Annotated in this window: 24 protein-coding genes and 1 tRNA gene; 8 read left to right on the top strand and 17 right to left on the bottom strand. The window is 60.8% G+C overall.

Annotated features, from left to right (window positions below; all coding sequences use genetic code 11):
- Positions 1 to 525: 525 nt before the first annotated feature.
- Positions 526 to 1,029, top strand: coding sequence for a hypothetical protein (locus tag VOI22_RS16355; RefSeq protein WP_323797516.1), 504 nt, complete (start codon positions 526 to 528; stop codon positions 1,027 to 1,029).
- Positions 1,030 to 1,057: 28 nt separating this feature from the next.
- Here the strand turns inward: VOI22_RS16355 and VOI22_RS16350 are convergent, their stop codons facing one another.
- The 15 genes from VOI22_RS16350 to VOI22_RS16280 form a co-directional block, all read right to left on the bottom strand.
- Entirely contained in the window at positions 1,058 to 1,501 is a 444-nt protein-coding gene (locus tag VOI22_RS16350; RefSeq protein ID WP_323797515.1) for a DUF1489 domain-containing protein, read from the bottom strand.
- Positions 1,502 to 1,550: 49 nt separating this feature from the next.
- Positions 1,551 to 2,945, bottom strand: a complete 1,395-nt coding sequence (locus VOI22_RS16345; RefSeq protein ID WP_323797514.1) for an SLC13 family permease — start codon at positions 2,943 to 2,945, stop codon at positions 1,551 to 1,553.
- Between the two features lie 53 nt (positions 2,946 to 2,998).
- Positions 2,999 to 5,020 carry an acetyl-CoA carboxylase biotin carboxylase subunit gene (locus tag VOI22_RS16340; protein WP_323797513.1) on the bottom strand — a complete coding sequence of 674 codons (2,022 nt, stop codon included), beginning with the start codon at positions 5,018 to 5,020 and terminating at the stop codon, positions 2,999 to 3,001.
- Complete coding sequence (locus VOI22_RS16335; RefSeq protein ID WP_323797512.1) at positions 5,020 to 5,826, bottom strand: enoyl-CoA hydratase/isomerase family protein; 807 nt, start codon at positions 5,824 to 5,826, stop codon at positions 5,020 to 5,022. Before VOI22_RS16335 ends, VOI22_RS16340 begins: the two co-directional genes overlap by 1 nt.
- 3 nt (positions 5,827 to 5,829) lie before the next feature.
- Positions 5,830 to 7,437 carry a carboxyl transferase domain-containing protein gene (locus VOI22_RS16330; protein ID WP_323797511.1) on the bottom strand — a complete coding sequence of 536 codons (1,608 nt, stop codon included), beginning with the start codon at positions 7,435 to 7,437 and terminating at the stop codon, positions 5,830 to 5,832.
- Positions 7,438 to 7,447: 10 nt separating this feature from the next.
- Complete coding sequence (locus VOI22_RS16325; protein WP_323797510.1) at positions 7,448 to 8,068, bottom strand: 2-hydroxychromene-2-carboxylate isomerase; 621 nt, start codon at positions 8,066 to 8,068, stop codon at positions 7,448 to 7,450.
- A gap of 28 nt (positions 8,069 to 8,096) precedes the next feature.
- Positions 8,097 to 8,771 (bottom strand): SDR family oxidoreductase, encoded by a 675-nt coding sequence (locus VOI22_RS16320; protein ID WP_323797509.1) that lies wholly within the window; start codon positions 8,769 to 8,771, stop codon positions 8,097 to 8,099.
- A gap of 11 nt (positions 8,772 to 8,782) precedes the next feature.
- A complete protein-coding gene (locus tag VOI22_RS16315; protein WP_323797508.1) occupies positions 8,783 to 9,184 on the bottom strand; it encodes a RidA family protein in 402 nt (133 codons plus the stop codon).
- A gap of 32 nt (positions 9,185 to 9,216) precedes the next feature.
- The gene (locus tag VOI22_RS16310; RefSeq protein ID WP_323797507.1) at positions 9,217 to 9,828 is read right to left on the bottom strand and encodes a DNA-3-methyladenine glycosylase I; all 612 of its coding nucleotides are present in this window, start codon (positions 9,826 to 9,828) and stop codon (positions 9,217 to 9,219) included.
- Positions 9,829 to 9,842: 14 nt separating this feature from the next.
- Positions 9,843 to 11,015: an isovaleryl-CoA dehydrogenase gene (locus VOI22_RS16305; protein WP_323797506.1), complete on the bottom strand. Its 1,173-nt coding sequence runs from the start codon at positions 11,013 to 11,015 to the stop codon at positions 9,843 to 9,845.
- A gap of 32 nt (positions 11,016 to 11,047) precedes the next feature.
- Complete coding sequence (locus VOI22_RS16300; RefSeq protein ID WP_323797505.1) at positions 11,048 to 11,509, bottom strand: PaaI family thioesterase; 462 nt, start codon at positions 11,507 to 11,509, stop codon at positions 11,048 to 11,050.
- Between the two features lie 22 nt (positions 11,510 to 11,531).
- Positions 11,532 to 11,924 carry a MerR family DNA-binding transcriptional regulator gene (locus tag VOI22_RS16295; RefSeq protein ID WP_323797504.1) on the bottom strand — a complete coding sequence of 131 codons (393 nt, stop codon included), beginning with the start codon at positions 11,922 to 11,924 and terminating at the stop codon, positions 11,532 to 11,534.
- Between the two features lie 44 nt (positions 11,925 to 11,968).
- Positions 11,969 to 13,501, bottom strand: a complete 1,533-nt coding sequence (mgtE, locus tag VOI22_RS16290) for a magnesium transporter (RefSeq protein WP_323797503.1) — start codon at positions 13,499 to 13,501, stop codon at positions 11,969 to 11,971.
- A 4-nt stretch (positions 13,502 to 13,505) separates the two neighbouring features.
- Positions 13,506 to 15,794, bottom strand: coding sequence for an NADP-dependent malic enzyme (locus VOI22_RS16285; RefSeq protein ID WP_323797502.1), 2,289 nt, complete (start codon positions 15,792 to 15,794; stop codon positions 13,506 to 13,508).
- 115 nt (positions 15,795 to 15,909) lie between these two features.
- Positions 15,910 to 15,996 (bottom strand) — tRNA-Leu (locus tag VOI22_RS16280).
- A 156-nt stretch (positions 15,997 to 16,152) separates the two neighbouring features.
- On the opposite strand from VOI22_RS16280, the gene lipB reads away from it, so the two are divergent.
- Both lipB and VOI22_RS16270 read left to right on the top strand, forming a co-directional pair.
- A complete protein-coding gene (gene lipB / locus VOI22_RS16275; RefSeq protein ID WP_416366257.1) occupies positions 16,153 to 16,836 on the top strand; it encodes a lipoyl(octanoyl) transferase LipB in 684 nt (227 codons plus the stop codon).
- Between the two features lie 117 nt (positions 16,837 to 16,953).
- Positions 16,954 to 17,235 (top strand): hypothetical protein, encoded by a 282-nt coding sequence (locus VOI22_RS16270; RefSeq protein WP_323797501.1) that lies wholly within the window; start codon positions 16,954 to 16,956, stop codon positions 17,233 to 17,235.
- A gap of 18 nt (positions 17,236 to 17,253) precedes the next feature.
- On the opposite strand, the gene VOI22_RS16265 is transcribed toward VOI22_RS16270, so the two are convergent.
- Both VOI22_RS16265 and VOI22_RS16260 read right to left on the bottom strand, forming a co-directional pair.
- The gene (locus VOI22_RS16265) at positions 17,254 to 17,676 is read right to left on the bottom strand and encodes a hypothetical protein (RefSeq protein WP_323797500.1); all 423 of its coding nucleotides are present in this window, start codon (positions 17,674 to 17,676) and stop codon (positions 17,254 to 17,256) included.
- A gap of 7 nt (positions 17,677 to 17,683) precedes the next feature.
- The gene (locus VOI22_RS16260; protein WP_323797499.1) at positions 17,684 to 17,980 is read right to left on the bottom strand and encodes an acylphosphatase; all 297 of its coding nucleotides are present in this window, start codon (positions 17,978 to 17,980) and stop codon (positions 17,684 to 17,686) included.
- Between the two features lie 267 nt (positions 17,981 to 18,247).
- Here VOI22_RS16260 and VOI22_RS16255 point away from each other — a divergent pair, with 267 nt between their 5' ends.
- From VOI22_RS16255 to topA, 5 genes are all read left to right on the top strand, one after another.
- Positions 18,248 to 19,231, top strand: a complete 984-nt coding sequence (locus VOI22_RS16255) for an aspartate carbamoyltransferase catalytic subunit (RefSeq protein WP_323797498.1) — start codon at positions 18,248 to 18,250, stop codon at positions 19,229 to 19,231.
- Positions 19,228 to 20,556, top strand: coding sequence for a dihydroorotase (gene pyrC / locus VOI22_RS16250; protein ID WP_323797497.1), 1,329 nt, complete (start codon positions 19,228 to 19,230; stop codon positions 20,554 to 20,556). The genes VOI22_RS16255 and pyrC overlap by 4 nt, the downstream gene beginning before the upstream one ends.
- Positions 20,549 to 21,178, top strand: coding sequence for a glycerol-3-phosphate 1-O-acyltransferase PlsY (gene plsY, locus VOI22_RS16245; protein WP_323797496.1), 630 nt, complete (start codon positions 20,549 to 20,551; stop codon positions 21,176 to 21,178). The genes pyrC and plsY overlap by 8 nt, the downstream gene beginning before the upstream one ends.
- 61 nt (positions 21,179 to 21,239) lie before the next feature.
- Positions 21,240 to 22,382 (top strand): DNA-processing protein DprA, encoded by a 1,143-nt coding sequence (gene dprA, locus VOI22_RS16240; protein WP_323797495.1) that lies wholly within the window; start codon positions 21,240 to 21,242, stop codon positions 22,380 to 22,382.
- Between the two features lie 62 nt (positions 22,383 to 22,444).
- Entirely contained in the window at positions 22,445 to 25,120 is a 2,676-nt protein-coding gene (topA, locus tag VOI22_RS16235) for a type I DNA topoisomerase (RefSeq protein WP_323797494.1), read from the top strand.
- The last annotated feature ends 7 nt before the right edge of the window (positions 25,121 to 25,127 follow it).

The raw sequence follows: 25,127 nt of genomic DNA, 5'->3' as shown, positions 1-25,127 counted from the left end.
GCACAAGAGCTTCTGTGTTAACTTTAGCTCAGGATGCTCAAGATCAATCATTATGATCGAAAACCGGCAAACCAATTCAGGCCCGCCGCCTGCGCATCCCTTTCCTATATCTACAATGTCAAAGAGCATCCCCTCCGAAGAGGAGAGACAACGAAACCCTGTTCCGCCTAACCGGCGGCCCGGATATTCCCCGTCTGTGGAAGCCGCGAAGACGATCAACGTTTCGCGAAACCTGAATGTAGGCGAGGCCGCTGCTGGATGCAAGCCCCTTTTTCGAGAGGCGTGTCAGCGCTGCGGCGCCGCGAAGTGGGCCGGTGTATAGGACCTCGGGCCGGGGCGTGTCAACAGCGAAAAAGCCTGACAGCCTCCGAAATTGATGGCACTATATATAGCATAAATATGGCGCAAAAAAACATTCTATAGGGTGTTTCGAGGAAAATAAGCGCCATAACTCGGGTTTCTGAACTGGATAAAACTGAGATGCAGAGACAGCGTCGCGGCGGAAGAATAAATTCTGCGCTTCCAATGGCTGTAATTGTCACCACATTGGCGCTCAGCGCCTGTGTTCCACAGGGATTCGCCTCATTCGGACAGTCGACGAAAACCGGCGCGCCGTCTGACAAGGATGCGGGACAGCCCGGCGCTCAGACCCAGGATCGCAGTAACGGCCCGCAATTCGCCGAATTCAGGGATGTGCCGATTCCGGCCAATGCCGAGATCGACTTCGATAATCTTCTGGTTCTCGGTGCCGAGGATGGATGGATCGGCCGGTTGGCCCTGACGTCCGGCTACAAGATGCCGGACATGTATGCCTTCTATGAGCGGGAAATGCCGCGTTTCGGCTGGATCAAGATCACCAGTGTCCGCTCGGCGATAAGCACCATGACCTATTCCCGCGGCGAGCGGATCGCGACCGTAACCCTGCATAGCCGGACCATAGGCGGCACTGCGATCGACTTTACGGTGGCACCGGCCAATCCGCTTGCGAACAGGGGCGGTCTCCCCACCATAGGCAGCGCCAAAAACTGATATCGAGACCCGAAATTCACAAAATATCTTAGAGAATACCGAGTCGCCGGAGTTCAGCCTGCATTTCATCCGGCATGGCGGCGTCAATATCACCGCCCGCCTCATAAAGATCCTGCGGCGCACTCGCCTGTTCCAGATAGCGCCAGCCCTGAAAAGCGCGGTGTGGGCGCGGCACAACCCGGACAACATTAGGATCGAGGACGATGCCGCAGTGCGGTCGCCCCCCTTCCGCCATTTCGACCTCGTCCAGGCGCTCGATCCGCTGCCGGGCCCGGACTTGCCCCTTGATGACCCAATAGAGCGAGCCGCCTTCCAGAATCTCTTCCGCCCGGCGCGGAAAGGATCGCGTGCGGTGTATGCTGACCGGCTCCACACTGGACGCTTCCGCCTGCCGGACTTGCTCGGCGCGATATTGCTCCAGCTGCTCCACCGTCTCTATCCCAACGCAGAGCTTAATCAGATTAAGGGGCATGGCTGTCGTCCGCTGGGTCCGGGCCTCGGTGTGCGACGGTCATATCGACCTAACCAAACATACCGAGCAGCCACCACCAAGCGAAGTCCAGCGGCAGGATAAGGCCAAGCGATGCAATGGCCAGAAGGCCACAGGCACGCGCACCGACCCGAATCGGCACGTCTCCTAGCTGCATACCGATAATGAATGGCGGCACCTGGTACGGCAGGATCACGGTCGAGAAACCGACCACGATCAGATTGAGCACGAGAAATACCGGAAGGCCGCTTGCCTCTGCCACCTGGTCCGCGAGCGGGGCCAGGACAGCCGGCACGGCCGGCATGGTCGAGATCATGCCCATCAGGGTGCCGATACCGGCAATGGTCGCGAAATTCTGCGCCGATTGCCCAGGTGCTAACCCAGCTGTCGCGATCAGCTTTTCGCCAATCCAGCTCCCGAGTCCCGACTGCGAGACGAGTGCCCCGACAGCGAGAATACCGGCGATATAAATCAACGGATTAAGAGATATCTTCTGCCGGTAGACCTCGGCCGAAACCAACCCCGCCCCAGGCATCAGGCAAAGCACTCCTACCCCCAGCGAAACCCAGGCGGCCGAAACACCGTGAACTGCATCCGTCGCCCAGAAAACCAATGCGGCCGCGAGATAGAGCGCCATCTTCCGCTCCGCAATGCTCATGCCCGACCAGTTACCGCGTGTGTCTTCAAGCTCCGCCGCATCGGCATGGCCCGGCTCCCTGAACATCCAGGTCAGCAACACCGCGATCACCACCGCCTTCACGGCGCCAAGCACCGGGAAATGCAGCAGCAGGTAGTCGAAATAGCGGATATGCACCCCGTGGGCGGTCTCCGCCGCGCCAACCAGCACATTGTTCGGCACGTTCGCCGGAAGCACCCCGACGGAACAGAGGTACGAGGTCAGGATCATCGCCAGCACCATGCCGTTCCGTCCCTTGCTGCCCGCCGGATAGCCCAGGCGATCCGCCAGAGCCGTCATGATCGGCATCAGCAGGACGATTCGCGACAGGGTCGACGGCATCAGGAAGATCAGCGCAACGGAGACGATGACGATCCCGGTAATCACCGATCCATATCCGCCGGAGATCCGCGCGGTAATGGATCGGGCCAGGCGCTTACCAAGCCCCGTGACGTCAACAGCAGCCCCGATGATCAGACCACCGAGAACAAGCCAGAAAGCACCTGAGGCAAAGCCGGAAAATACGACATCCGGCGGCGCCACGGAAAACACCATGGCGAGGAAGAAAAGCAGCATTGCCACCAGATGCTCAGTGATCGCTCCGGTCGCCCAGAGCCCGATACACAACACAACCAGAGCACCGGCAGGCGCCGCACCGTCCGGCATTCCCTCAGGCGGGAGCAGGGCCAGCCAACCCGCGAGGGCGAAAACCGGCAGGAGAATCAGGTGGCGGGGCTGCAAATGCGACATTGGAACAAACTCTTCAACTCAACAGGCGAGAAAGCGATCAAACGGCCAGCCGGTCAATCAGCGATACGCGTCTCGAAGAGCAGCAAGTCCGCTCCCTCCTCAACCTGATCGCCGGGTCCGTAATGCAATGCCGCGATAACGCCGTCATCCGGGGCCCTGATCACATGCTCCATCTTCATGGCTTCGAGCACCATCAATGGATCGCCCTTGGCGACTTCCGCACCTTCGGCAACATGGACCGCGATCAGTTTGCCGGGCATCGGCGCGGCGACGTGACCTGAATTTTCTCCGGCCTCGGCTCCGGAAGCCAGTGCCGTTTTCAAAACATAGCGATGCGCCGTACCACCGTAAAAGACGGTAATGGCGTCACCTTCGAAAGCGGCCTCGGCATGAATGGAAATCCCGTCCAGCCGTGCATCCAGACGCCCGTCTGCATGAAGCGAGACGCCAATCCGGACCTGCTTTTCCTCTTGTTCGAAGACATAAGTCCCGGCCTCAAGGCGGTAGGGCAGTAACAGCTCGTCCGCACCGCGCAACAGCGTCAGCCTATGCTGGGGATTGTCATTCAGGCGCCAGCCATACGCCATTGCCCAGGGTGAATAGGGGTCGCCGCCAAGGCGGGCTTGCCGCACCACGTCCAGACGCTCCGCTTCCAGAAGAGCTGCAGCGGCCAGCAGCGGCATGCTTGCCGCCTCCCCGGCGCCACCGGAGGCAAGATCCGCGCGATAGGTCTCGATAAACCGCGTATCGACCCCGCCCGCGATAAAAGCCCGATGTTCAACGATTCGCTTCAGGTAAGGGACATTGTTCGCCAGTCCGGCAATCCGGACCTCCCCGAGAGCCCGCGACATGCGACGCAACGCTTCGGCCCGGTCCCGGCCATGGGTGATCAGCTTGGCGATCATCGGATCGTAATGAACGCTGACCGAATCGCCCTCGACCACGCCGGTGTCGATGCGCACCCCGTCCATATCCTCAGGAAAGGCCAGACGGCTCAACCGTCCGGTCTGCGGCAGGAATTCACGCTCCGGGTCCTCAGCATAGATCCGCACCTCAAGTGCGTGGCCCGACGCAGAAATCTGATCCTGCGTGAGCGGCAGTGTTCCACCTTCGGCCACCCGGATCTGCCAGGCGACGAGATCCTCGCCGGTGATAGCCTCGGTCACCGGATGCTCGACCTGCAGGCGCGTATTCATCTCCATGAAATAAAAGGCACCGTCCTCGTCCATGATGAACTCGACAGTGCCGGCGCCGACGTAGTCGATGGCTTTCGCCGCATCGATCGCCGCTTTCGCCATGGATGTGCGCACAGTCTCGTCGAGCCCAGGCGCCGGAGCTTCTTCGACGACCTTCTGGTGACGGCGCTGAACCGAGCAATCCCGCTCGAAGAGATGCACAGCGTTGCCGTGCCGATCCGCGAAAACCTGAACTTCCACATGACGCGGCCGGGTCAGGTATTTTTCGATCAGCAGCCGGTCGTCACCGAAAGCAGCGGCGGCCTCGCGCTTGGCGCCGGCGATACCGTCTGCCAGATCCTCCGCCCGCTCGACCACGCGCATGCCCTTGCCGCCACCGCCGGCACTCGCCTTCAGCAGCACCGGAAAGCCGATATTCTCTGCGGCTTTTTCCAGCGTATCCGCGCCCTGGTCCGCGCCGTGATAGCCCGGCACAAGAGGAACGCCGGCTTTCGCCATGATATCCTTGGCGGCCGCTTTCGAACCCATCGCCTCGATTGCCGGAACGTCTGGGCCGATGAAGAGGATATTCGCTTCGGTACAAGCTCTTGCCAGCTCAGGGTTCTCGGAGAGAAAGCCATAGCCCGGATGAATGGCGTCCGCCCCCGTCGCCTTGGCCGCCTCAATCAGCCGGTCGATCCGAAGGTAGGAGTCCGCAGCCGGCGCCGGGCCGATTGGACAAGCCGTATCGGCGGCAGCCACATGCAAAGCGGCCGCGTCCGCTTCCGAATAAACCGCGACAGTGCGGATGCCCAGCGAACGGGCCGTGCGGATGATCCGGCAGGCAATCTCGCCCCTGTTGGCAATCAATAACGTTCGGATAGTGCGCATCTCCGTCATCAGGCGATCCAGTCCGGCTTGCGTTTTTCCAGGAATGCCGACAGCCCTTCCCGACCTTCCCGCGTGGCCCGTTGACCGGCAATCCGTTGGGCAGTCTCCCGCCGGGTCGTGTCGTCAAGCTGGCGTCCGGCGACCTCCCGCAGCAGGGTTTTCGAGGCCCGGATAGCGTCCGGGCTGCCTTTCTTCAACTCGCGCAGGATGGCGTCGACCGCCTCCTCCAGCGCGTCGGGAGCACAGACCGCGTGCAGCAATCCCATGCGCAAAGCCTCCGCAGCGACGAACCGCTCACCGGTCTGGAACCAACGGTGCGATTCCCGGATACCGATGGCCTGGATAACATAAGGGCTGATCACGCCCGGAATGATGCCGAGACGGACTTCGGACAAGGCGAATTGCGCAGGATCCGCCGCCACGGCGATATCGCAGCAGGCGCAGAGCCCGAGCCCGCCGCCCATCGCCGTGCCGTTGACCTTGGCGATCGTGGTCATCGGCAATGCGTAGAGCGCATCCATCATGTTCGAAAGCCGCATCGCGTCCTCGAAATTAGCGTGCTGCGTATGGTCTGCCGCCCGCTTCATCCAGTTGAGATCCGCTCCGGCGGAAAAGCTCTCGCCGGCACCGGTCAAGACAACGGCAAGAAGATCCGCCCGATCCGACAGCGAGCGAAACAAGCGGTGCAGATCATCGATCAGGATCTCGTCGAAGGCATTGTGGACGTCCGGCCGGTTCAGCGTGACGGTGAGGATACCGTCCGCGTCCTCGACAATCAGGCTTTCCGGGCGTTTTGGTGTGTATTCACTGTGCATCTGTTACATCCGGAAAATGCCGAATTTCGTCGGCTCGATGTCGCGGTTGAGCGAAGCGGAAATGGAGAGGCCCAGAACGGTGCGCGTATCGGCGGGATCGATGATTCCGTCGTCCCAGAGCCTTGCGCTGGCGTAATAAGGGTGCCCTTGTGTCTCGTATTGATCGCGGATCGGCGCCTTGAAGGCCTCCTCCTCGTCTTCAGGCCAGCTTTCGCCGCGTGCTTCCAGACCGTCCCGGCGCACCTGGGCCAGAACGCTCGCCGCCTGCTCACCGCCCATCACTGAAATCCTGGAGTTCGGCCACATGTAGAGCATGCGGGGACCGTAGGCGCGGCCGCACATACCGTAATTCCCGGCACCGAACGAGCCGCCGATAATGACCGTGAATTTGGGCACTCGGGCTGAGGCAACCGCTGTCACCAGCTTGGCCCCGTCCTTGGCGATACCGCCAGACTCGTACTTCCGGCCCACCATGAAGCCGGTGATGTTTTGCAGGAACACGAGCGGAATGCCGCGCTGGCAGCAGAGCTCGATGAAATGAGCGCCTTTCAGCGAGGACTCAGAGAACAGAATCCCGTTGTTGGCGATGATGCCGACCGGATAGCCCCAAAGATGGGCAAAACCGGTGACCAGTGTGGTGCCGTAGAGCGGCTTGAATTCATCAAACTCGGAACCATCGACAATGCGGGCGATGATCTCCCGCACGTCATAGGGCGTCCGGGTATCCTCCGGCACAACGCCATAGATCTCTTCCGCATCGTAAAGCGGCTCTACCGGCTCGCGCATGGCGAGGGTTGGCCGCTTCACACGATTAAGATTGCCGACGATCCGGCGCGCAAGCCCGAGCGCGTGGGTGTCGTCCCGGGCGATATGGTCGGTCACGCCCGAGATACGGGAATGCACATCCGCGCCGCCCAGATCCTCTGCGCTGACGACTTCACCAGTTGCCGCTTTCACGAGCGGCGGGCCGCCGAGGAAGATGGTGCCCTGCTCCTTGACGATGATGCTTTCGTCAGACATGGCAGGCACATAGGCGCCCCCAGCCGTGCAGGAGCCCATCACCACCGCGATCTGCGGGATACCGTCCGCCGACATGTTGGCCTGATTGTAGAAGATCCGCCCGAAATGATCCCGGTCGGGAAAGACTTCATCCTGCTCCGGCAGGAAGGCTCCACCGGAATCCACCAGATAGATGCAGGGCAATCCGTTCTGCCAGGCGATTTCCTGAGCCCGGAGATGCTTCTTCACGGTAATCGGAAAATAGGTTCCGCCCTTCACCGTCGCATCGTTGGCAATGACCATGACTTCCTGGCCCATCACCCGGCCTATGCCGGTCAATAAGCCGCCGGAGGAGATGTCACCGCCATACATGCCGTGGGCCGCGAGCTGGGAGAATTCGAGCCACGGCGCACCCGGATCGAGCAAGGTCCGGACCCTGTCTCGCGGCAGTAACTTTCCGCGGCTGACATGCCGTTCCTGGCTGCGAGCACCGCCGCCCAGCTTGACGCCGGCAACCTGCTCCTGCAGATCCGCGACAAGCGCTCGCATCCGGTCTGCATTGCGCCGGAAAGTTTCGTCTCGGCCCGCGAGGGCGGTCTTGATAACCGTCATTGGAAAACCCTTACCAGCCGCCGGTGCTGAGCCACCGCTCGACATGATCCAGCCGGTCGGCGCCCCAGAACGGCTCGCCATCGACAATAATGAACGGTGCGCCACAGACCCCGGCCTCAATCGAGGCATCGACCTCGGTCTTCAGCTTTTCCTTTACGTCCGCATCGTTGAGAGCAGCGCGAAGCTCGTCAGGATCCACACCGTTCGCGGCGGCAATCTCGATAACCGCCTCGGCATTGTTGATCGCTTTCATCTCCTGAAAGGCCGCATTGAAGAAAGCCAATGCAACTTTCTGCGCGAGGGCCTCGTCCTTGCCTTTCAGCCACCAGGTTGCGCGCGCCGCCGCTACGGAAAGAAACGGGAAGCTCTCCGGAAAGCTCAGAGGAAGCCCCATCAGACGGGCACAGCGATCAAGGTCGCGGCGGGAATACGCACCCTTCAGCGGTTGATCCATCAGCGGTGCATTGCCATTCAGCTTGAAGACCGCGCCGAGCAAAGTCGGACGCCAATCGACAGTACGGCCATAAAGCTTGGCCAGATCGTTGATCTTGTGTGCCGCCAGATAGGCGAATGGCGAGGAATAGTCGTAATAGAAAATAATCGGACTACCGTCCGCACCGTTCTCGGTCATTGTTTTGCTCCCTTAACTCCGTGGCCGGTCACCACGGCAATTCCGTTCCGTCGTAGTTAAAGAACCGCCCATTGTCAGACGGACTCAACCCGTCGATCACCGATTTGATACCGGTTGCACTTTCCACCGGCAGAACCGGGGCCGACGCGCCGCCCATATCCGTGCGCACATGGCCCGGATGGAACATCACTGCGGTGAGCCCGTTTCCGGCGAATTCCAGAGACAGGCATTTGACGGCCATGTTGAGGGCGGCCTTGGAGGACCGGTAAATATAGGACCCGCCGGTACATTCCGCGAGCGAGCCCATCTTCGAGCTGATGAAGGCCATCTGTTTGCGGTCACTGGACAGCACATTGTCTTTCATCGCCTCGGCGATACGGATCGGTCCGAAGAGGTTGGTTTGCATCGTGTCGGCCCAGGCCGCGTAATCGATCTCGGCCAGCATGCCGCGCCCGCCAATGATCCCGGCATTATTCAGCAAGACATCGACCGGACGGCCCTTATAGCGTTCCGCCATGGCCGCTATGCTGGCCGCGTCGTTCACATCCAGTGGGCAAAGCTCAACACCCTCAATGGCCGCGAGATCCGTGGCCCCGTCCGGATTGCGGCAGGCGCCGATCACAGACCATCCATCCGTCGCGTAAGCACGCGCCAACTCCAGACCTATTCCCCGGTTTGCCCCGGTAATCAGAACTGTCGGCATTTTCGCCTCCCTCAGCGTTCGTTGCCAGGCCGCACCATGGCTTTCGCCGTCACCTCGACCTCGACACGCATCTGCTCTTCGGCAAGATCGCAGATGATCGTCGTGTTCGCCGGACGGGCGGCATCGCAATATTTCTTGATGATCGGCTTGATCCGGTCGAACTCTTCCCGGCTGGCGACAAAGACCCGGACGCGGAGCATGTTTTCAAGGTTGCTGCGCGCCTGAAGCAGCGCCCGCTGAATGTTCAGGAAACAGAGCTCGGCCTGTTCCTCGACCGAATCCGGGAAGCTCATGCTCTCCGGATTGAAGCCCGTCGTGCCGGAGACATAGACCATATCGCCATCGACAACGGCACGGGCATATCCGGCCATTTCCTCGAACGGCGATCCTGAATAGATGCGCTTTCCGATCATAATTCCTCCTTCCGGCTCCTCTTGGTCGCCCCTTACCGTCGTTCCCCGACAGTAACGTGACAACCCTCGACATGATCATCGACCATGCCCATGGCCTGCATGAAAGCGTAGCACGTGGTCGGGCCGACGAAGCTCCAGCCGCGTTTTTTCAGATCTTTGGAAAGCCCCGTCGATTCCGGTGTGGTTGCCATGGTCTGCAGTGTCGCAAAGTCGAGCCGCTCCGGTCCGCGATGCTCCGCTCTGAAACCCCAGACATAGTCTGAGAGGGAGCCTTCCTTCTCGATCAGCTCAATGGCCCGCTTTGCGTTGTTGATCGTCGAGACGATCTTGCCCCGGTGCCGGACGATCCCGGCATCCTGCAGGCAGCGCTCGATATCCGCATCGGTGAAGGCGGCAACCTTCTCGATCTCGAAATCAGCAAAGGCCGCGCGGAAGTTCTCCCGCTTGCGGAGGATCGTCAGCCAGGAAAGTCCGGACTGGAAGCCCTCAAGACAGATTTTCTCAAACAGCGTGCGGTCGTCCCGCGCCCGCTGCCCCCACTCGGTGTCGTGATAGTGCCGATAGAGATCGTCTCCGGCGCACCACCAGCAGCGCGGTTTACCGTCAGCCTCATGGATCAGGCCGTTTTCATGGTCGATGGCCACGGTGGCACTCCCGGTCAGGCAGTTTCCTTGAAAAGCTCGCGGCCGATCAGCATCCGGCGAATCTCGCTGGTACCGGCACCGATCTCGTAGAGCTTGGCATCCCGCAGCAGCCGACCCGTCGCGGTGTCGTTGATATAGCCGTTGCCGCCGAGGCATTGAATCGCTTCGAGCGCCATCCAGGTTGCCTTTTCGGCAGCGTAGAGAATTGCGCCGGCGGCGTCCTTCCGGGTGACCTCTCCCCGGTCGCAGGCCTTGGCCACGGCATAGACATAAGCCTTGGCCGAATTCATCGTTACATACATGTCGGCGATCTTGCCCTGCATGAGCTGGAACTCGCCGATCGACTTGCCGAACTGTTTACGCTCATGAATGTAGGGCACAACGATATCCATGCAGGCCTGCATGATACCGAGCGATCCGGCGGCCAGCACGGCGCGCTCGTAATCGAGCCCACTCATCAGCACCCGGGCACCGCCATTCAGTTGGCCGAGCACATTCTCCTCCGGCACCTCGCAGTTCTCGAACACCAACTCGCAGGTGTTCGAGCCGCGCATACCGAGCTTGTCCAGCTTCTGCGCTGTCGAGAATCCCTTGAAGCTCTTCTCGATCAGGAAAGCGGTGATGCCATGCTGGTGCGCCTCGGGATCGGTCTTGGCATAGACCACCAGCGTATCCGCGTCCGGGCCGTTGGTGATCCACATCTTGGTGCCATTCAGGACGTAACGGTCACCCTTCTTTTCCGCCCGCAGTTTCATTGAAACGACGTCGGAGCCGGCACCGGGTTCGCTCATGGCCAGCGCGCCGACATGCTCCCCGGAGATCAGCTTCGGCAGATATTTCTGCCGCTGTTCCTCTGTCCCGTTCAGCCGGATCTGGTTCACACAGAGATTGGAATGGGCGCCGTAGCTCAGCCCCACCGATGCGGATGCCCGGCTGATTTCTTCCATGGCGACAGAATGTTCGAGATACCCCATCCCGGCACCGCCGTACTTTTCGTCCACCGTAACGCCGAGCACACCGAGAGCGCCAAGCTTTGGCCAGAGATCCATCGGGAATTCGTTCGACCGGTCGATCTCCGCCGCACGCGGCGCGATCTCGTCCGCCGAGAAAGAACGCACCGCATCGCGCAGCATGTCCGCGGTCTCGCCCAGATCGTAGTTCAGCGAGGGGATATCATTCGGGATCATTCTCGTTTCCTCCGCTTTGCATTTTCACGGCGTCAGTTGCCGCTCCGGTCGTCTTCGCGACCATGCATGAGCATCATTGTGGCAAGCGCTGTCGCCGCCAGTTTTTCCGTATCGTTCTTCACCGCAATAACATCGCACCGGCAGACCACGAGCGAGCGCCCGGGCCGCACGACTTCAGCCCTGGCAACCAGCCGTTCCCCGTCACCGGGCGAGACGATATTCATCTTGTATTCGACGGTCAGGATGCTGGCATCCGCCGGCGCCAGCGTAAAGGCGGCATAGCCGCAGGCATTGTCCGCAAGCGTGCCAATAATGCCGCCATGGAAGAAACCATGCTGCTGTGTCAGCTCCTCCCTGTAGGGAAGACCGATCTCGCAGCGCCCAGGCGCGACTTCGGAAAGCACGGCGCCGATATGCGTCATGAAGGCCTGCCGGGCAAAGCTTTCTCGCACACGGCCGGCAAAATCGAGGTTGGGTGTCTGAAATCTGGGCATCGGACTTTCATTGACGTTCACGTCAATCATTCCCGTCTTTGGCAAGATCCGTCAACGACTCAATGCAACTCGCCTCGACGGCATCGAGCTCGTCCAGGATCAGGGTCATCTCCCGGACCTGTTCCTGCAGCTTCGAACGCCGCGCCCGGAGCTTTCCCAGAAGCAACAGGATCTGCCGCTCTTCGCCACGTTCGGCATCATAGAGGTCAATGATTTCACGAATTTCTTCGAGAGAAAGGCCGAGCCTCCGGCCTCGCGCGATGAGACCGACGCGCACCTTGTCCCGTAGGCTGAAAATCCGTGTCCGGCCGCGCCGGGCCGGGCAGATCAGACCCAATGCCTCATAGTGCCGGATTGCCCGCGTTGTCAGATCGTATTCGCGGGCAAGATCCGCCGTGGTGATTTCCTTCAGCATCGAAAAAGGAAATCACCGATTGACGCGTACGTCAATCAATCCAGTTACATCAGGAACAGCGCGGCAAGCCCGAGGAAGGTGAAAAAGCCGACCACATCCGTCACTGTGGTGAGAAACACCGTGGAGGCGACGGCCGGGTCGATCTTGAACCGCTCGAGCGTGATCGGGATCAAGGTCCCTGAAAGACCGGCAACAAACAGGTTGATCATCATCGCCGACGCCATCACTGCAGCGATCTGCGGATCCCCGAACCAGGCCCAACAGGCGCCGGCGGCAATCAACGCAAACATTATCCCGTTCAGCGAGCCCACCGTCATTTCCTTCATCACGAACTTGAAGGCATTGGTGGAACTCAGCTCGCGCATAGACAGCGCCCGCACGGCGACGGTCAAAGTCTGGGTTCCTGCATTGCCGCCCATGGAGGCGACAATCGGCATCAGCACCGCGAGGGCAACGATCTTCTCGATCGTGGTCTCGAAGGCACCGATCACGCCAGAGGCGACAATCGCCGTCACCAGGTTGACCGCCAGCCAGGAGAACCGGCTGCGGGTGGTGCTCAACAGACTGCCATGCAGATCATCATTCGCCACACCGCCGAGACGCAGGATGTCTTCCTCCGCCTCCTCGTTCATGACATCGACCACGTCATCCACCGTGATCATACCGATCAGCCGCTCGTCAGCGTCCACTACCGGCGCGGAAACAAGCCCGTATTGCCGGAACATCATGGCGACGTCTTCCTGGTCCATCACGAGCGGCACCTTGTGGAAATCCGTACTCATGACGTCAGCTACCCGCACCGGACGCTTGCTCCGCAGCAAGCGGCTGAGCGACAGTTTCCCAAAAGGATGATGAGCCGGGTCGACAACATAGATATCGTAAAAATAATTCGGCAGCTGTTCCGTGGTGCGCAGGAAGTCAATGGTTTGGCCGACAGTCCAGTGCTCCGGAACCGTCACCATCTCACGCTGCATGAGACGACCGGCACTGGCCTCGTCGTAGGCCAGCCCCTCCTCGACCATCGCGCGTTCGCGATCGGGCATGGTGTCAAGCAGACGCGCCTGTTCGTCGTCGTCCAATTCCCCCAGAATCTCGACAGCATCGTCGGATTCCAGCATGTGCATGGCGTTCCTGAGAACCTCCTCGTCAAGCAGAGGAATCACTTCCTCACGCACCTTGTCGTCGAGGTAGGTCAGGGTCTCGGGGTCGAAATAGCGCCCCAGAACGACAACCAGCGCTTCCCGGTTACGTCCCGAATAACGCTCGATCAGGTCGGCATGGTCGGCGGCGTGCAGCGGACGCACGAGCCGGTAGAGCTGGCGCGGGTTATCTCCAGCCAGCGCCTGCGCGACTTCCTTTTCCAGCTCCGGCGTAAGCCCATAAAGCTTCGAGGCAGCAACGCTGTCATAAACGGCGAGCTCTTTCTCCAGAGACCGGATCCGCCGCTTCAGCTTCTTCTTTTTCCGCTTGGCCCGCGCCTTGCGCTGGATGACCGCCGCTTCATCGCCGGGAAGCTTCTCGGCGCCGACAGACTCCACTGGCTCCTGCACTGGATCGTTGGGACCATCGACGCTCACCGGCTCACCCCTTTTTGGCACGGATGCGGTGATGCTCCTGTGCGTCGACAACAGCAACGGCCGCCATGTTGATGATGCCGCGTACGGTAACCGACGACGTCAGGATATGCATCGGATACGCCGTGCCGAGCAGGATCGGCCCGACCGACAGGCCGCGACCGAGCGTCTTCAGCAGATTGAAGGAGATATTGGCAGAATCGATCCCCGGCATGACCAGCAGGTTCGCGGCCCCGGTAAGGCCTGCGCCCGGGAAAGCCCGGTCACGAGTCGCCTCGCTGAGCGCCGCATCGGCATGCATCTCCCCCTCGATCTCGATATCTGGATAGGCCTTTTTCAGCGCGGGAATCGACTCCCTCATCCGGACTGCAGACTCCAGATTTGATGAGCCGAAGTTGGAATGCGACAACAGGGCGACCTTCGGCTCGATGCCAAAGCTGCGTACTTCCGTCGTTGCAAGCCCGACCATTTCCACCAGATCCGAGGCACTCGGCGTCGGGTTTACGTGGGTGTCGAGAATGAAGATCGGTCCCTGCGGCATGATCAGAAGACTGAGAGCCGTGCAGCGATGCACACCCGCACGCGGGCCGATGATATCAATGACTTCGACCAGATGATCGCGCCAGCGGCCAATCGCGCCGCAGATACCGGCATCCGCCTCACCCTGACACACCATGATCGACGAGATCGCGGTCGGCCTGTTGCGCATGATCTGCCGCGCCCGGTCCGGCGCAACCCCGCGCCGGGCCATCATCTTGTGATAGGTCGCAGCGAAGGAATCGAGCCGATCGTCATTCTGCATATCAACGATCTCGATATCCTCGTCCGGCTTCAAGCGGAGATGCAGATCCTCGATCTTTCCGGCGATTACATCGCGCCGGCCAATCAGCAACGGACGTGCAATGCCTTCATCCACGATGCTCTGGGCGGCGCGCAGGATCCGGTCCTGCTCGCCTTCCGCAAAGGCAATACGTTTCGGGTCCTGCTTGGCGGATAGCACCACCGGGCGCATCACCTGACCGGAGCGGTAGACGAACTGGCTCAGCTTCTCGTGATACCAGTCGAAATCCTCCATCGGCATGGTGGCGACGCCGCTGTCCATCGCGGCCTTGGCGACGCGCGGCGCAATCTCCAGGATGAGGCGTGGATCGAACGGCTTCGGAATCAGATATTCCGGACCAAAGGAAGGAGCCTCTCCGCCATAAGCGCTCGCGACAACGTCGGAGGCTTCCTGCTGGGCCAGATCGGCGATGGCTTCGACCGCGGCGATCTTCATTTCCTCGTTGATCGTCGTCGCCCCGACATCAAGCGCGCCACGGAAAATATACGGGAAGCAGAGAACGTTGTTCACCTGGTTCGGATAATCCGAACGGCCGGTACAGATCAGCGCATCGGGGCGAACCGCGCGCACATCTTCCGGCGTGATTTCCGGGTCCGGATTGGCAAGAGCGAGAACCAGCGGGTCCTTCGCCATCTTCTTGACCATGTCCTGCTTCAGCACGCCCGGCGCGGAAAGACCAAGGAAGACGTCGGCACTATCGATGACCTCTCCCAGAGTGCGGGCATCGGTTTCCTGGGCAAACGCTTCCAGGTGCGGGTTCATCGCGGCGCGGCCCTTGTAGACCACACCATCAATGTCCGTGACGGTAACGTTCTCGTACTTCACACCCATTGAGACAAGCAGCTTCAGGCAGGCAAGCGCCGCAGCGCCGGCACCGGAGGTGACCAGTTTGATGTCTTCCAGCTTCTTGTCGACGCAGCGAAGACCGCTGAGGATTGCCGCCGCGACAATAATGGCCGTGCCGTGCTGGTCGTCATGGAAAACCGGGATGTTCATCCTGGCGCGAAGCTTTTCCTCGATTTCAAAGCATTCCGGCGCCTTGATATCTTCGAGATTGATACCGCCGAAAGTCGGCTCCAGTGAGGCTACGACATCGCAGAACTTGTCGACATCGAGCTCATCGACCTCAAGGTCGAACACGTCGATATAAGCGAACTTCTTGAAGAGGACGGCCTTGCCTTCCATCACCGGCTTGGAGGCGAGCGGTCCGATATTGCCAAGGCCAAGTACCGCGGTCCCGTTCGTGATCACGCCGACGAGGTTTCCGCGGGCCGTCATGTTCCGGACTTCGTTCGGATCTTCCACGATGGCCATGCAGGCGTAGGCAACGCCCGGAGAATAGGCAAGAGAGAGATCACGCTGGGTCGCAAGCGGCTTGGTCGCTTCGACCGTCAGCTTCCCCGGCCTCGGGTACTTGTGAAAATAAAGTGCCGCTTCCTTCAGTTCGTCAGCCACGATGGCTCTCCCCGATCACATCCGCATCCGGTCATTGGATAGACCGCATAGCCCTATAACGCCACAGCAGATGTGGCGCCGAGAGGCAATTAAGTCATTATGATACTGAGAGAGATGGTGCGGTCGAGAAGACTCGAACTTCCACCCTGTTTCCAGGACAGCGACCTCAACGCTGCGCGTCTACCAATTCCGCCACGACCGCACATGTGGTGACATCTGAAGGCTTGCGCCTTCGGGATGCGGGGGAGTAGCAAATCCCTTTAACGGGATCAAGTAGCATTGTGCGGAAAAGAGCATGGATGCGAAAAAACTTTGACCCGGCCAGGAGAGAGATGACGATGCCAGGAACAAAATCACCATGACGGTTGAATGGCGGATATCCGATAAACCGGTCGCCTATCCGGACGCGCTTGCTGAAATGGACGCCCGCGCGGCGGCCATTCGCGACGGGACTGCGCCGGAACTCGTCTGGCTTCTGGAACACCCTCCCCTCTATACAGCCGGCACCAGCGCGAACCCGGACGATCTGCTGGAAACCGACCGTTTTCCGATCTTCCAGACCGGCCGCGGCGGCCAATACACCTATCATGGCCCCGGTCAGCGAGTGGCCTATGTCCTGCTCGATCTGAAATCACGCAAACAGGATATCCGTGCTTACGTCTGCGCCCTGGAAGACTGGATCATCCGCACGCTCTCGGCCTTCAACGTCAAGGGAGAGCGGCGCGACGGCCGGGTCGGTATCTGGGTGACACGTGGCGATATCGGCGCCCCCCTGCGGGAGGACAAGATCGCCGCCATAGGCGTGCGCCTGAAACGCTGGGTTTCCATGCACGGCGTTTCGATCAACGTAGAGCCGGAGCTCTCCCATTTCGAGGGGATCGTACCCTGCGGCATCAGTGAGCACGGCGTCACCAGCCTGCACGACATGGGTCAATTGGTTTCAATGGCGGAAGCTGACATCGAACTGCGCGCCGCGTTTGAGACCGTTTTTGGGCCGGGACAACAATTCTGCCGTCAGGACGAAACCGGCTCCGTCGCATAAAGCAAAAGCTCGAAAACGCACAATCGGTAAAATGTATTTTAAAGAAATTTCGCATTAACTTAACGGTATTGAGTCGATACTATATGGAGACATTCATCTGAACGATCTGGTTTTCGAATGACGCGCCACCAGACCAACATAGCCGAAACCGTTCGTACAATGTCGCCGGACGAGTGTGAGGTATTCGACCTGATTTTGGACGGTTACAATCCGTCGAAACCGGAAGATGTCGGAGAATTTGTTGCCCGCATCGACACCCCGATTGCAGATCTTCTTCTCGGTCTTCTCGAAAAACGCCTGCTGCAGAAAATAGAGATCAAGGGCCGTATGTCTCTGCAGGCGAACCCTGCTGCCGTCTGGTTCCTCGCCGAGCCGGAATATCGCACCTTTTCGCGATAGGGCTCTCACGCCGCCCGGCTAAAGTGCCGTCACCGCTTTCACCATAAGCCCGATTGCGCGGCGTGCTTCCTGCTCAAGAAGCCGGCCATCCTGCTGCAGATCCGCAACAGTCACGGCCGGACGCGGATCGTCCGCGTGGAGAAGATGATTCCGCCGATTACGCAGCCAGAGATAGTCGGCTCCGAACCGAGCCTCGTTCTGAACCAGCCCGTCAACGTCCCCCTGATACAATTCAGCATCCAGCGCCGCCTGTGCGAGCACGAGTGCCGCCAACCAGGCTCCGGCAGCAAAGCACCGGCTCATCTCGTCAAAAAGCGCCTCGGCCTGCGGCGAGAGATCCAGCCCCTCGCCATCGCTCTCCCGATCAATCAGCCCTCGGATCCAGTCAAGTCTACGGAGCATCTCGCTGGAAGATGGCAAAGCCTGTCCGAAAGTCTGCATTTTGATCTCAGAGAGTCGGCCGCTGATGGAAGCCGGAATGGCCGGGCGGATCGGCATCGTCGAAACACTCAATGCCGGACACCTTGGCTGCAGGCGGACCGCTGCGGCAGGCTTCGATCATCGCATTCACACTATCGGACGAGCCGGAAAAGACCGCTTCGACCGTACCGTCGCTCCGGTTCCGCACCCAGCCGTCAAGGCCGGCCCCGCTCGCCTCGCTCACAGTCCACCCGCGATACCAGACACCCTGGACGCGACCGGAAATCACGACCCGTATCGTTGTCCGCGGAACATGTTCGCTCATCAATGGCCGCCCGTCAGTTGGCGATGGATCTCCTGGAACAGAGTTAGCCAATGCATCGGCAATTGTATAGGGTGGGAACCGCCTGGCCGCCCCCAATCACACCCGATTCCCTCGCACGGTCAGGAGCGCAATACCTCCGGCACACTTAAATCTCCAGACACGCACACTGTTGTTCGACAGGAGATCCGCCGCCTCCACGCTAAAAGACAAAAGTCCACACGATCGTCCTTGCCGGGTCAGGGGGGCGATGCGTATAACGGGCCTTTAATGACTAGCACTCAGCCCACGCCCCAAAGTGACGCGCCCACGCTCCGACTCCGACACCTGCTCGGCATCGAAGGCCTATCGCGCCCCGACATTGAAGCGCTCCTGGATCTTTCCGACCGCTATGTCGACATCAACCGCCGCGCGGACAAGAAAATGTCGAGCCTGCGCGGCCGCACAATCATCAACCTTTTCTTCGAGAACTCGACCCGAACGCGCACCAGCTTCGAGCTGGCAGGCAAGCGGCTCGGCGCCGATGTGCTCAATATGTCGGTCGGCACCAGTTCGGTGAAAAAAGGGGAAACCCTGATCGACACAGCCGTCACTTTGAACGCCATGCACCCGGATGTGCTGACCATCCGGCACGGCGACTCAGGCGCCGTGCACCTGCTGGCGCAAAAGGTGAACTGCGGCGTCATCAATGCCGGAGACGGCACCCACGAGCACCCGACCCAGGCCCTGCTCGATGCGCTGACGATCCGGCGCCGAAAAGGCGATCTGACGGGCCTGCAGGTCGCCATCTGCGGCGACGTCGCCCACAGCCGGGTTGCCCGCTCCAATATCCATCTGCTCTCGATCATGGGCGCCCGGGTCCGGGTCTGCGCTCCGCCGACCCTGATCCCGCCGGGCCTCGAACGTCTTGGTGTCGAAATACATCACGACATGCGCACCGGGCTTGCCGACTGCGACATCGTGATGATGCTGCGGCTGCAGAACGAGCGCATGGAAGGCAGCTTCGTGCCGTCCGTCCGTGAGTATTACCGTCTGTTCGGCCTCGATCATGAAAAGCTCTCGGTCGCCAAGCCGGACGCGCTGGTCATGCATCCGGGACCGATGAACCGGGGTGTCGAGATCGACTCCGACGTGGCCGACGACATTGACCGCAGCCTTATCCGCGAGCAGGTCGAAATGGGGGTCGCCGTCCGCATGGCATGTCTCGAAGTCCTGGCGGAATCGCAGCTCGAACCATGGGCGAAGAACCAGTGAGCCGTACTCTTTTCAAGAACGCCCGCCTGCTCGACCCGGAGTCCGGTCTGGATACGCAGGGAGCCATGCTGGTGGATGGGGCTCGTGTCCTCGATATCGGCCCGAACGTTTTTGTCGATGCCGTCCAGGAGGATGTGCATGTCGTCGACTGCAAGGGCCTCTGCCTCGCCCCAGGCCTGGTCGACATGCGGGTCTCCACCGGTGAGCCGGGGAACGAGCATATCGAGACCCTGGCAACGGCAGCCCAGGCCGCGGTTGCTGGCGGTGTGACCACCTTCACCTGCCTGCCGAATACCGATCCCATCGTCGACGATGTCGCGGTGCTGGAATTCGTCGAGCGTCTGGGACGCGATGTCGGGCTGGTGAATATCCATTCCTATGCCGCCGCCACCAAAGGGCTCGGCGGCAAGGTAATGACTGAACTCGGCCTGCTGCATGAATCCGGCGCGGCCGGTTTCACCGACGGCGGCAAGGCCATTGCGCACCCCCTGGTGATGCGCCGCCTGCTGTCCTACGCGCAGCTGTTCGATACCGTAATCATCCAGCATCCCGAAATGCCGGAGATGGTCGGCAGCGGCGTGATGAACGAAGGCGAGACGGCAACACGGCTCGGCCTGCCGGGTATCCCGGCCGCGGCCGAAGTGATGATGATCGAGCGGGATCTCCGGCTGGTCGAGTTGACCGGTGGCCGGCTGCACTTTTCCTGCCTTTCCACCGCTGCGGCAGTCGATGCCGTGCGCCGGGCCAAGGCATCCGGATTGCGGGTAACAGCGGACACTGCACCGCCCTATTTCTCGCTGACCGAATCCGCCGTGATCGGGTACCGGACCTTCGCCAAGCTATCCCCGCCCCTGCGCACCGAAGAGGACCGCAACGCGGTGATCGAAGGCATTGCCGACGGCACCATCGACGCCATCGTCAGTGCCCACATCCCGGGAGACCGGGACCAGAAGCGTCTGCCCTTCACGCAAGCCGACTTTGGCGGCGTCGGACTGGAAACGCTTCTCTCTGTGTCTCTGGAGCTGGTGCATAACGATCAAGTGCCGCTGCTGACGGTCCTGAAAGCCTTGACCCAGTCTCCCGCCGATCTGCTGAAACTTCCGGCTGGAAGGCTGCGCAAGGGACATCTCGCGGACTTCATCCTGTTCGATCCGAACCGGGCCGTGCGGATCGACAGGGATGAGTTGCGCGGTAAATCCAGAAACACGCCGTTCGACGAGCGCCCCGTGCAGGGCCGCGTCGAGCGCACCTATCGGGCCGGCAATCTGGTTTTCGATATCGAGACCTCACCTGTGCCGGAGCGACGGAGATTCCCCGATGCCTGACCTTCTGGGACCTCTTGAATATACGTGGCCGTTCTATTCCTGCGCTCTCGCAGCCTATCTGCTCGGCTCCATCCCCTTCGGGCTGGTCCTGACACGGCTCGCCGGGCACGGTGACGTCCGTGCCATCGGCTCCGGCAGTATCGGCGCAACCAATGTGTTGCGCACCGGTAGCAAGGGATTGGCAGTGGCGACGCTGATCTGCGACAGCGGCAAAGGCGCTGCCGCCGTGCTGCTCGCCTCCCAATACGGGCCTGATATGGCCGTTATCGCCGCGGGTGCCGCGATGCTCGGCCATTGTTTTCCAATCTGGCTGAAATTCAATGGTGGCAAGGGCGTAGCAACCGCTTTCGGTATCCTCCTCGCGCTGGCTCCCTTAGTCGGCGGGCTGACGGGCCTTACCTGGCTCGCGGTCGCAGTGACTTTCCGAATTTCCTCGCTCTCCGCCCTCGTCGCGGCTTTAGCGGCGCCGTTCTATATGGAATGGCTCGTCGACCGGCAACATGCGGAACTCGCGCTCTTCATGGCAGTGCTCGTTGTCTTCCGCCATCACGCTAATATCCGCCGCCTGATCAAGGGTGAGGAAAGCCGGATCAATTTCTCCAAAGGCAAGCCGAAGAGCTAAAACCGGCTCCTCCACTCAGAAATCCTCCCGTCCCGTCCATGGCTGAGACAGGAGGATTACCATGGCCAAAGGACACCAGACATCTGCAGCACCGGATGCAGCCGAAAGGCTCGCCCGTCTTCGTCTGATACGCACGGAAAACGTCGGACCGGTCACATTCCAGCATCTGCTCGCCCGCTTCGGCTCGGCTCGAGCTGCGCTGGAGAAATTGCCGGATCTCGCCCGCCGGGGCGGCAGGCGAGCGAAACTGAAGATCCCGCCGCTGGCGGAGGTCGAAAAGGAAATCGCGGCAAACGAGCGGGCCGGGGGCCGGCTGCTGGTAATAGGAGAGCCGGACTATCCGGCGATGCTCGCCCAGACAGAGGGCGCACCGGCTGCGATATCCCTCTTCGGTCATGCCCACCTGTTTCTGGAGCCGTCAGTTTCCATCGTCGGTGCCCGCAACGCTTCCGGCAATGCCGTGCGGTTCACTGAAAAACTGGCCCGTGACCTCGGAGCGCATGGGGTCATCGTGATTTCTGGCCTGGCCCGAGGCATCGACACAGCGGCGCACACGGGTGCCCTCGAAACCGGCACCGTCGCGGTTGTCGCCGGTGGCGCCGATGTCATTTATCCGCCTGAGAATGCCGCGCTTCATGCCCGCATCCTCGCCGAAGGCGCCCTGATTGCCGAAGCGCCTATCGGCACGCGGCCGCTGGCCCGCCATTTCCCCGCCCGGAACAGGATCATAGCGGGGCTGACCCGCGCCACGCTCGTCGTGGAAGCGGCAAAGCGCTCCGGATCGCTGATTACCGCCAGGTTTGCCGCCGATCAGGGCCGGGAGGTTTGCGCCGTGCCCGGATCGCCAATGGACCCGCGCTGTGCCGGAAGCAACGGATTGCTGCGCGACGGCGCCCATCTGATCGAGCGGGCGGAGGACATATTGAGTCTGCTGCTGCGCGGCGGCGTCCGGGAAGAACCGGCGATCGCCGACCTGTTCGGCATCTCCGGTTTTACCCCTCAACCCGCCGACGAGATTGACGATAAAGCGCGCACACGGGTGCTCACCATTTTGGATGCAACGCCGCTAGCGGTTGACGAAATCATCCGCCAATGCCAATTGTCACCGCCGGTGGTCCTAACCATCCTGTTGGAAGCAGAGCTGGCCGGTGAGGCTGAGCGGCATCCAGGGAATCGAGTGGCGAGACGCTATAACCCTCCGTAATCTGGAGGATTTTCGACGCCACGACCGGGCCACCGCCACAAGGAAAGGACTTCCGGTAGCCCATGAAAGTCGTCGTTGTCGAATCGCCGGCCAAAGCCAAAACGATCAATAAATACCTTGGCAGTGATTACAAGGTGCTGGCCAGCTACGGGCATATCCGGGATCTGCCCTCGAAGGACGGATCGGTCGATCCGGACGCCGATTTCGCCATGATCTGGGAAGCCCAGCCCCGGGCGGAAAAGCAGATCAAGGAAATCGCCAACGCTGTCAAAGGCGCCGAAAGCCTTTTTCTCGCAACTGACCCGGATCGCGAAGGTGAAGCGATTTCCTGGCATGTGCAGAACGTGCTTTCAGAACGCAAGGCCCTGAAAGGCGTCGATGTGAAGCGCGTGGTCTTTCATGAGATCACAAAGCGCGCCGTGCTGGATGCCATCGATAATCCGCGCGAACTAGATCAGGATCTGGTCGACGCCTATCTGGCCCGCCGCGCCCTCGACTATCTGGTTGGGTTCACGCTGTCGCCGGTGCTCTGGCGCAAGCTGCCCGGATCCCGGTCCGCCGGCCGGGTGCAGTCTGTTGCCCTGCGTCTGATCTGCGAACGGGAAGCCGAGATCGAGGCCTTCCGGTCAGAGGAATACTGGACCATCGATGCGGCGTTCCGGACCAAGGAGCGCAAGAATTTCACTGCCCGCCTGACCCACCTCGACGGTGAGAAGCTACAGAAATTCTCCATCAATACCGAGGCAGCGGCGAAAGCCGCCGTGGAGCGCATTCAGGGCGGGGCCTACGCGGTCCGCTCTCTGGAAAAGAAGCAAACCAAGCGCAACCCATACCCGCCATTCACCACCTCGACATTGCAGCAGGAGGCCTCGCGCAAGCTCGGCTTCGGTGCGTCGCGCACCATGCAGCTCGCGCAGAAGCTCTATGAGGGTATCGATCTCGGCGGCGAGACCGTCGGCCTGATCACCTATATGCGTACCGACGGCGTGCAGCTCAGCCAGGATGCCGTCTTCGCCATCCGCGACGATATCGGCAAGAACTTCGGCGACCGCTATCTGCCGAACAGCCCGCGGATGTACAAGAACAAGTCGAAGAACGCACAGGAAGCCCACGAGGCGATCCGGCCGACCGATGTGCGCCGGCATCCGCGCGAGATGGCAGCCCGGCTCGACAAGGATATGGCCCGGCTCTACGAGCTGATCTGGAAGCGCACCGTCGCCTGCCAGATGGCCAGCGCCGAGCTGGACCAGACCATCGTGACGATCCAGGCCGCCGACAGCCGCGCTGAATTCCGCGCCACCGGCTCCATCATCACCTTCGACGGCTTCCTCAAACTTTATCAGGAAACCCGGGACGAGCCCGCGCAGAGCAGCGAGGAAGACGAGGACGGACGCCTGCTGCCTGCCGTGAAGGAAGGCGAAGCGCTGGCCCATGACGAGCCCAAGGCGGAACAGCATTTCACACAACCGCCGCCGCGCTACAGCGAAGCGAGTCTGGTGAAAGGGCTTGAGGAACTCGGCATCGGCCGGCCCTCGACCTATGCCAGCATCCTGCAGGTGCTGCAGGACCGGAACTATGTTGTCCTCGACAAACGCCGTTTCATTCCGGAAGATAGGGGGCGGCTGGTCACCACCTTTCTGTCCAACTTCTTTACCCGCTACGTGCAGTATAACTTCACGGCCGAGCTGGAAGACGCCCTCGACAATATCGCCGAAGGCACGGTCGCCTGGAAAAAGGTCCTCACCGATTTCTGGAAGGCCTTTCACGAAGCGGTCGACAAGACCAAGGACCTTAAAATCTCCGATGTGCTGACCGCCCTCGACGAGGAACTCGGCCCGCACTTCTTCCCGGTCGACGAAAGCGGCGAAACCGTCCGGGCATGCCCGACCTGCAGCGATGGCCGTCTCGGCTTGAAGCTCGGCAAATTCGGCGCATTCATCGGCTGCTCGAACTATCCGGAATGCAAGTTCACCCGGCAGATGACTCAAGCCGGCGACGGGAGCGAGGACGGAACTGCCGATCTTGCGAACGGCCCGAAAATTCTCGGCAAGGATCCGGCGACCGGACTTGATGTCTCGATACGCAAGGGCCCGTACGGAACCTATGTACAGCTCGGTGAGAAGACAGACGATGTGCCGAAGCCAAAACGGGCATCGCTGACCAAGGGCATGGTTCCGTCCGAAGTCACCCTGGAAACCGCACTGGGTCTCTTGGCCCTGCCGCGTGAGGTTGGCCCGGATCCGGAAAGCGGTGAGGTCATCCTTGCCGGTATCGGACGCTACGGCCCCTATCTGAAGATCGGCAGCACCTATGTTTCGATCCCCGCCGGGGACGATGTGCTGACCATCGGCATCAATCGCGCAGTCGACCTGATCGCGAACAACCCGAAGAAAAAGAGCCCGGGACGTGAGCTCGGGGAATATGACGGCAAACAAATCACCGTCGGCGCCGGCCGTTTCGGGCCCTATGTGAAGCACCTTAAAATCTATGCGACGATTCCGAAGGCGATCACGCCGGAAGAGATCACGCTGGAGCAGGCTATCGAGCTGATCAAGGCCAAGGCGGAGAAATCCGGTGCCGCGAAGAAGGCACCCGCCAAAAAGGCTCCAGCGAAGAAAGCGACGGTAGCCAAAAAACCGGCAGCGAAGAAGGCGACAGCCAAGAAAGCACCGGCAAAAAAGGCGGCTGCTAAAAAGCCTGCCGCGAAGAAGCCGGCCGCGGCGGCCGGCAGCGACTAGGCCGGCG

This window comes from Nisaea sp. (assembly GCF_034670185.1).
In the GTDB taxonomy this organism is placed as follows: domain Bacteria; phylum Pseudomonadota; class Alphaproteobacteria; order Thalassobaculales; family Thalassobaculaceae; genus Nisaea.
Note: the sequence above shows the minus strand (reverse complement) of the source record. Positions and strands in the feature narration are given on the sequence as shown.

Excerpts from the sequence above, each read along its gene's own strand:
- VOI22_RS16350 (WP_323797515.1), bottom strand. The coding sequence starts at position 1,501 with ATGCCCCTTAATCTGATTAAGCTCTGCGTTGGGATAGAGACGGTGGAG.
- VOI22_RS16300 (WP_323797505.1), bottom strand. The coding sequence starts at position 11,509 with ATGCCCAGATTTCAGACACCCAACCTCGATTTTGCCGGCCGTGTGCGA.
- VOI22_RS16355 (WP_323797516.1), top strand. The coding sequence starts at position 526 with ATGGCTGTAATTGTCACCACATTGGCGCTCAGCGCCTGTGTTCCACAG.
- VOI22_RS16305 (WP_323797506.1), bottom strand. The coding sequence starts at position 11,015 with ATGATCCCGAATGATATCCCCTCGCTGAACTACGATCTGGGCGAGACC.
- VOI22_RS16320 (WP_323797509.1), bottom strand. The coding sequence starts at position 8,771 with ATGCCGACAGTTCTGATTACCGGGGCAAACCGGGGAATAGGTCTGGAG.
- dprA (WP_323797495.1), top strand. The coding sequence starts at position 21,240 with ATGGCCAAAGGACACCAGACATCTGCAGCACCGGATGCAGCCGAAAGG.
- VOI22_RS16315 (WP_323797508.1), bottom strand. The coding sequence starts at position 9,184 with ATGATCGGAAAGCGCATCTATTCAGGATCGCCGTTCGAGGAAATGGCC.
- VOI22_RS16270 (WP_323797501.1), top strand. The coding sequence starts at position 16,954 with ATGACGCGCCACCAGACCAACATAGCCGAAACCGTTCGTACAATGTCG.
- VOI22_RS16325 (WP_323797510.1), bottom strand. The coding sequence starts at position 8,068 with ATGACCGAGAACGGTGCGGACGGTAGTCCGATTATTTTCTATTACGAC.
- VOI22_RS16265 (WP_323797500.1), bottom strand. The coding sequence starts at position 17,676 with ATGCAGACTTTCGGACAGGCTTTGCCATCTTCCAGCGAGATGCTCCGT.
- lipB (WP_416366257.1), top strand. The coding sequence starts at position 16,153 with ATGACGGTTGAATGGCGGATATCCGATAAACCGGTCGCCTATCCGGAC.
- VOI22_RS16335 (WP_323797512.1), bottom strand. The coding sequence starts at position 5,826 with ATGCACAGTGAATACACACCAAAACGCCCGGAAAGCCTGATTGTCGAG.
- plsY (WP_323797496.1), top strand. The coding sequence starts at position 20,549 with ATGCCTGACCTTCTGGGACCTCTTGAATATACGTGGCCGTTCTATTCC.
- VOI22_RS16255 (WP_323797498.1), top strand. The coding sequence starts at position 18,248 with ATGACTAGCACTCAGCCCACGCCCCAAAGTGACGCGCCCACGCTCCGA.
- VOI22_RS16260 (WP_323797499.1), bottom strand. The coding sequence starts at position 17,980 with ATGAGCGAACATGTTCCGCGGACAACGATACGGGTCGTGATTTCCGGT.
- VOI22_RS16295 (WP_323797504.1), bottom strand. The coding sequence starts at position 11,924 with ATGCTGAAGGAAATCACCACGGCGGATCTTGCCCGCGAATACGATCTG.
- VOI22_RS16330 (WP_323797511.1), bottom strand. The coding sequence starts at position 7,437 with ATGACGGTTATCAAGACCGCCCTCGCGGGCCGAGACGAAACTTTCCGG.
- VOI22_RS16340 (WP_323797513.1), bottom strand. The coding sequence starts at position 5,020 with ATGACGGAGATGCGCACTATCCGAACGTTATTGATTGCCAACAGGGGC.
- topA (WP_323797494.1), top strand. The coding sequence starts at position 22,445 with ATGAAAGTCGTCGTTGTCGAATCGCCGGCCAAAGCCAAAACGATCAAT.
- VOI22_RS16345 (WP_323797514.1), bottom strand. The coding sequence starts at position 2,945 with ATGTCGCATTTGCAGCCCCGCCACCTGATTCTCCTGCCGGTTTTCGCC.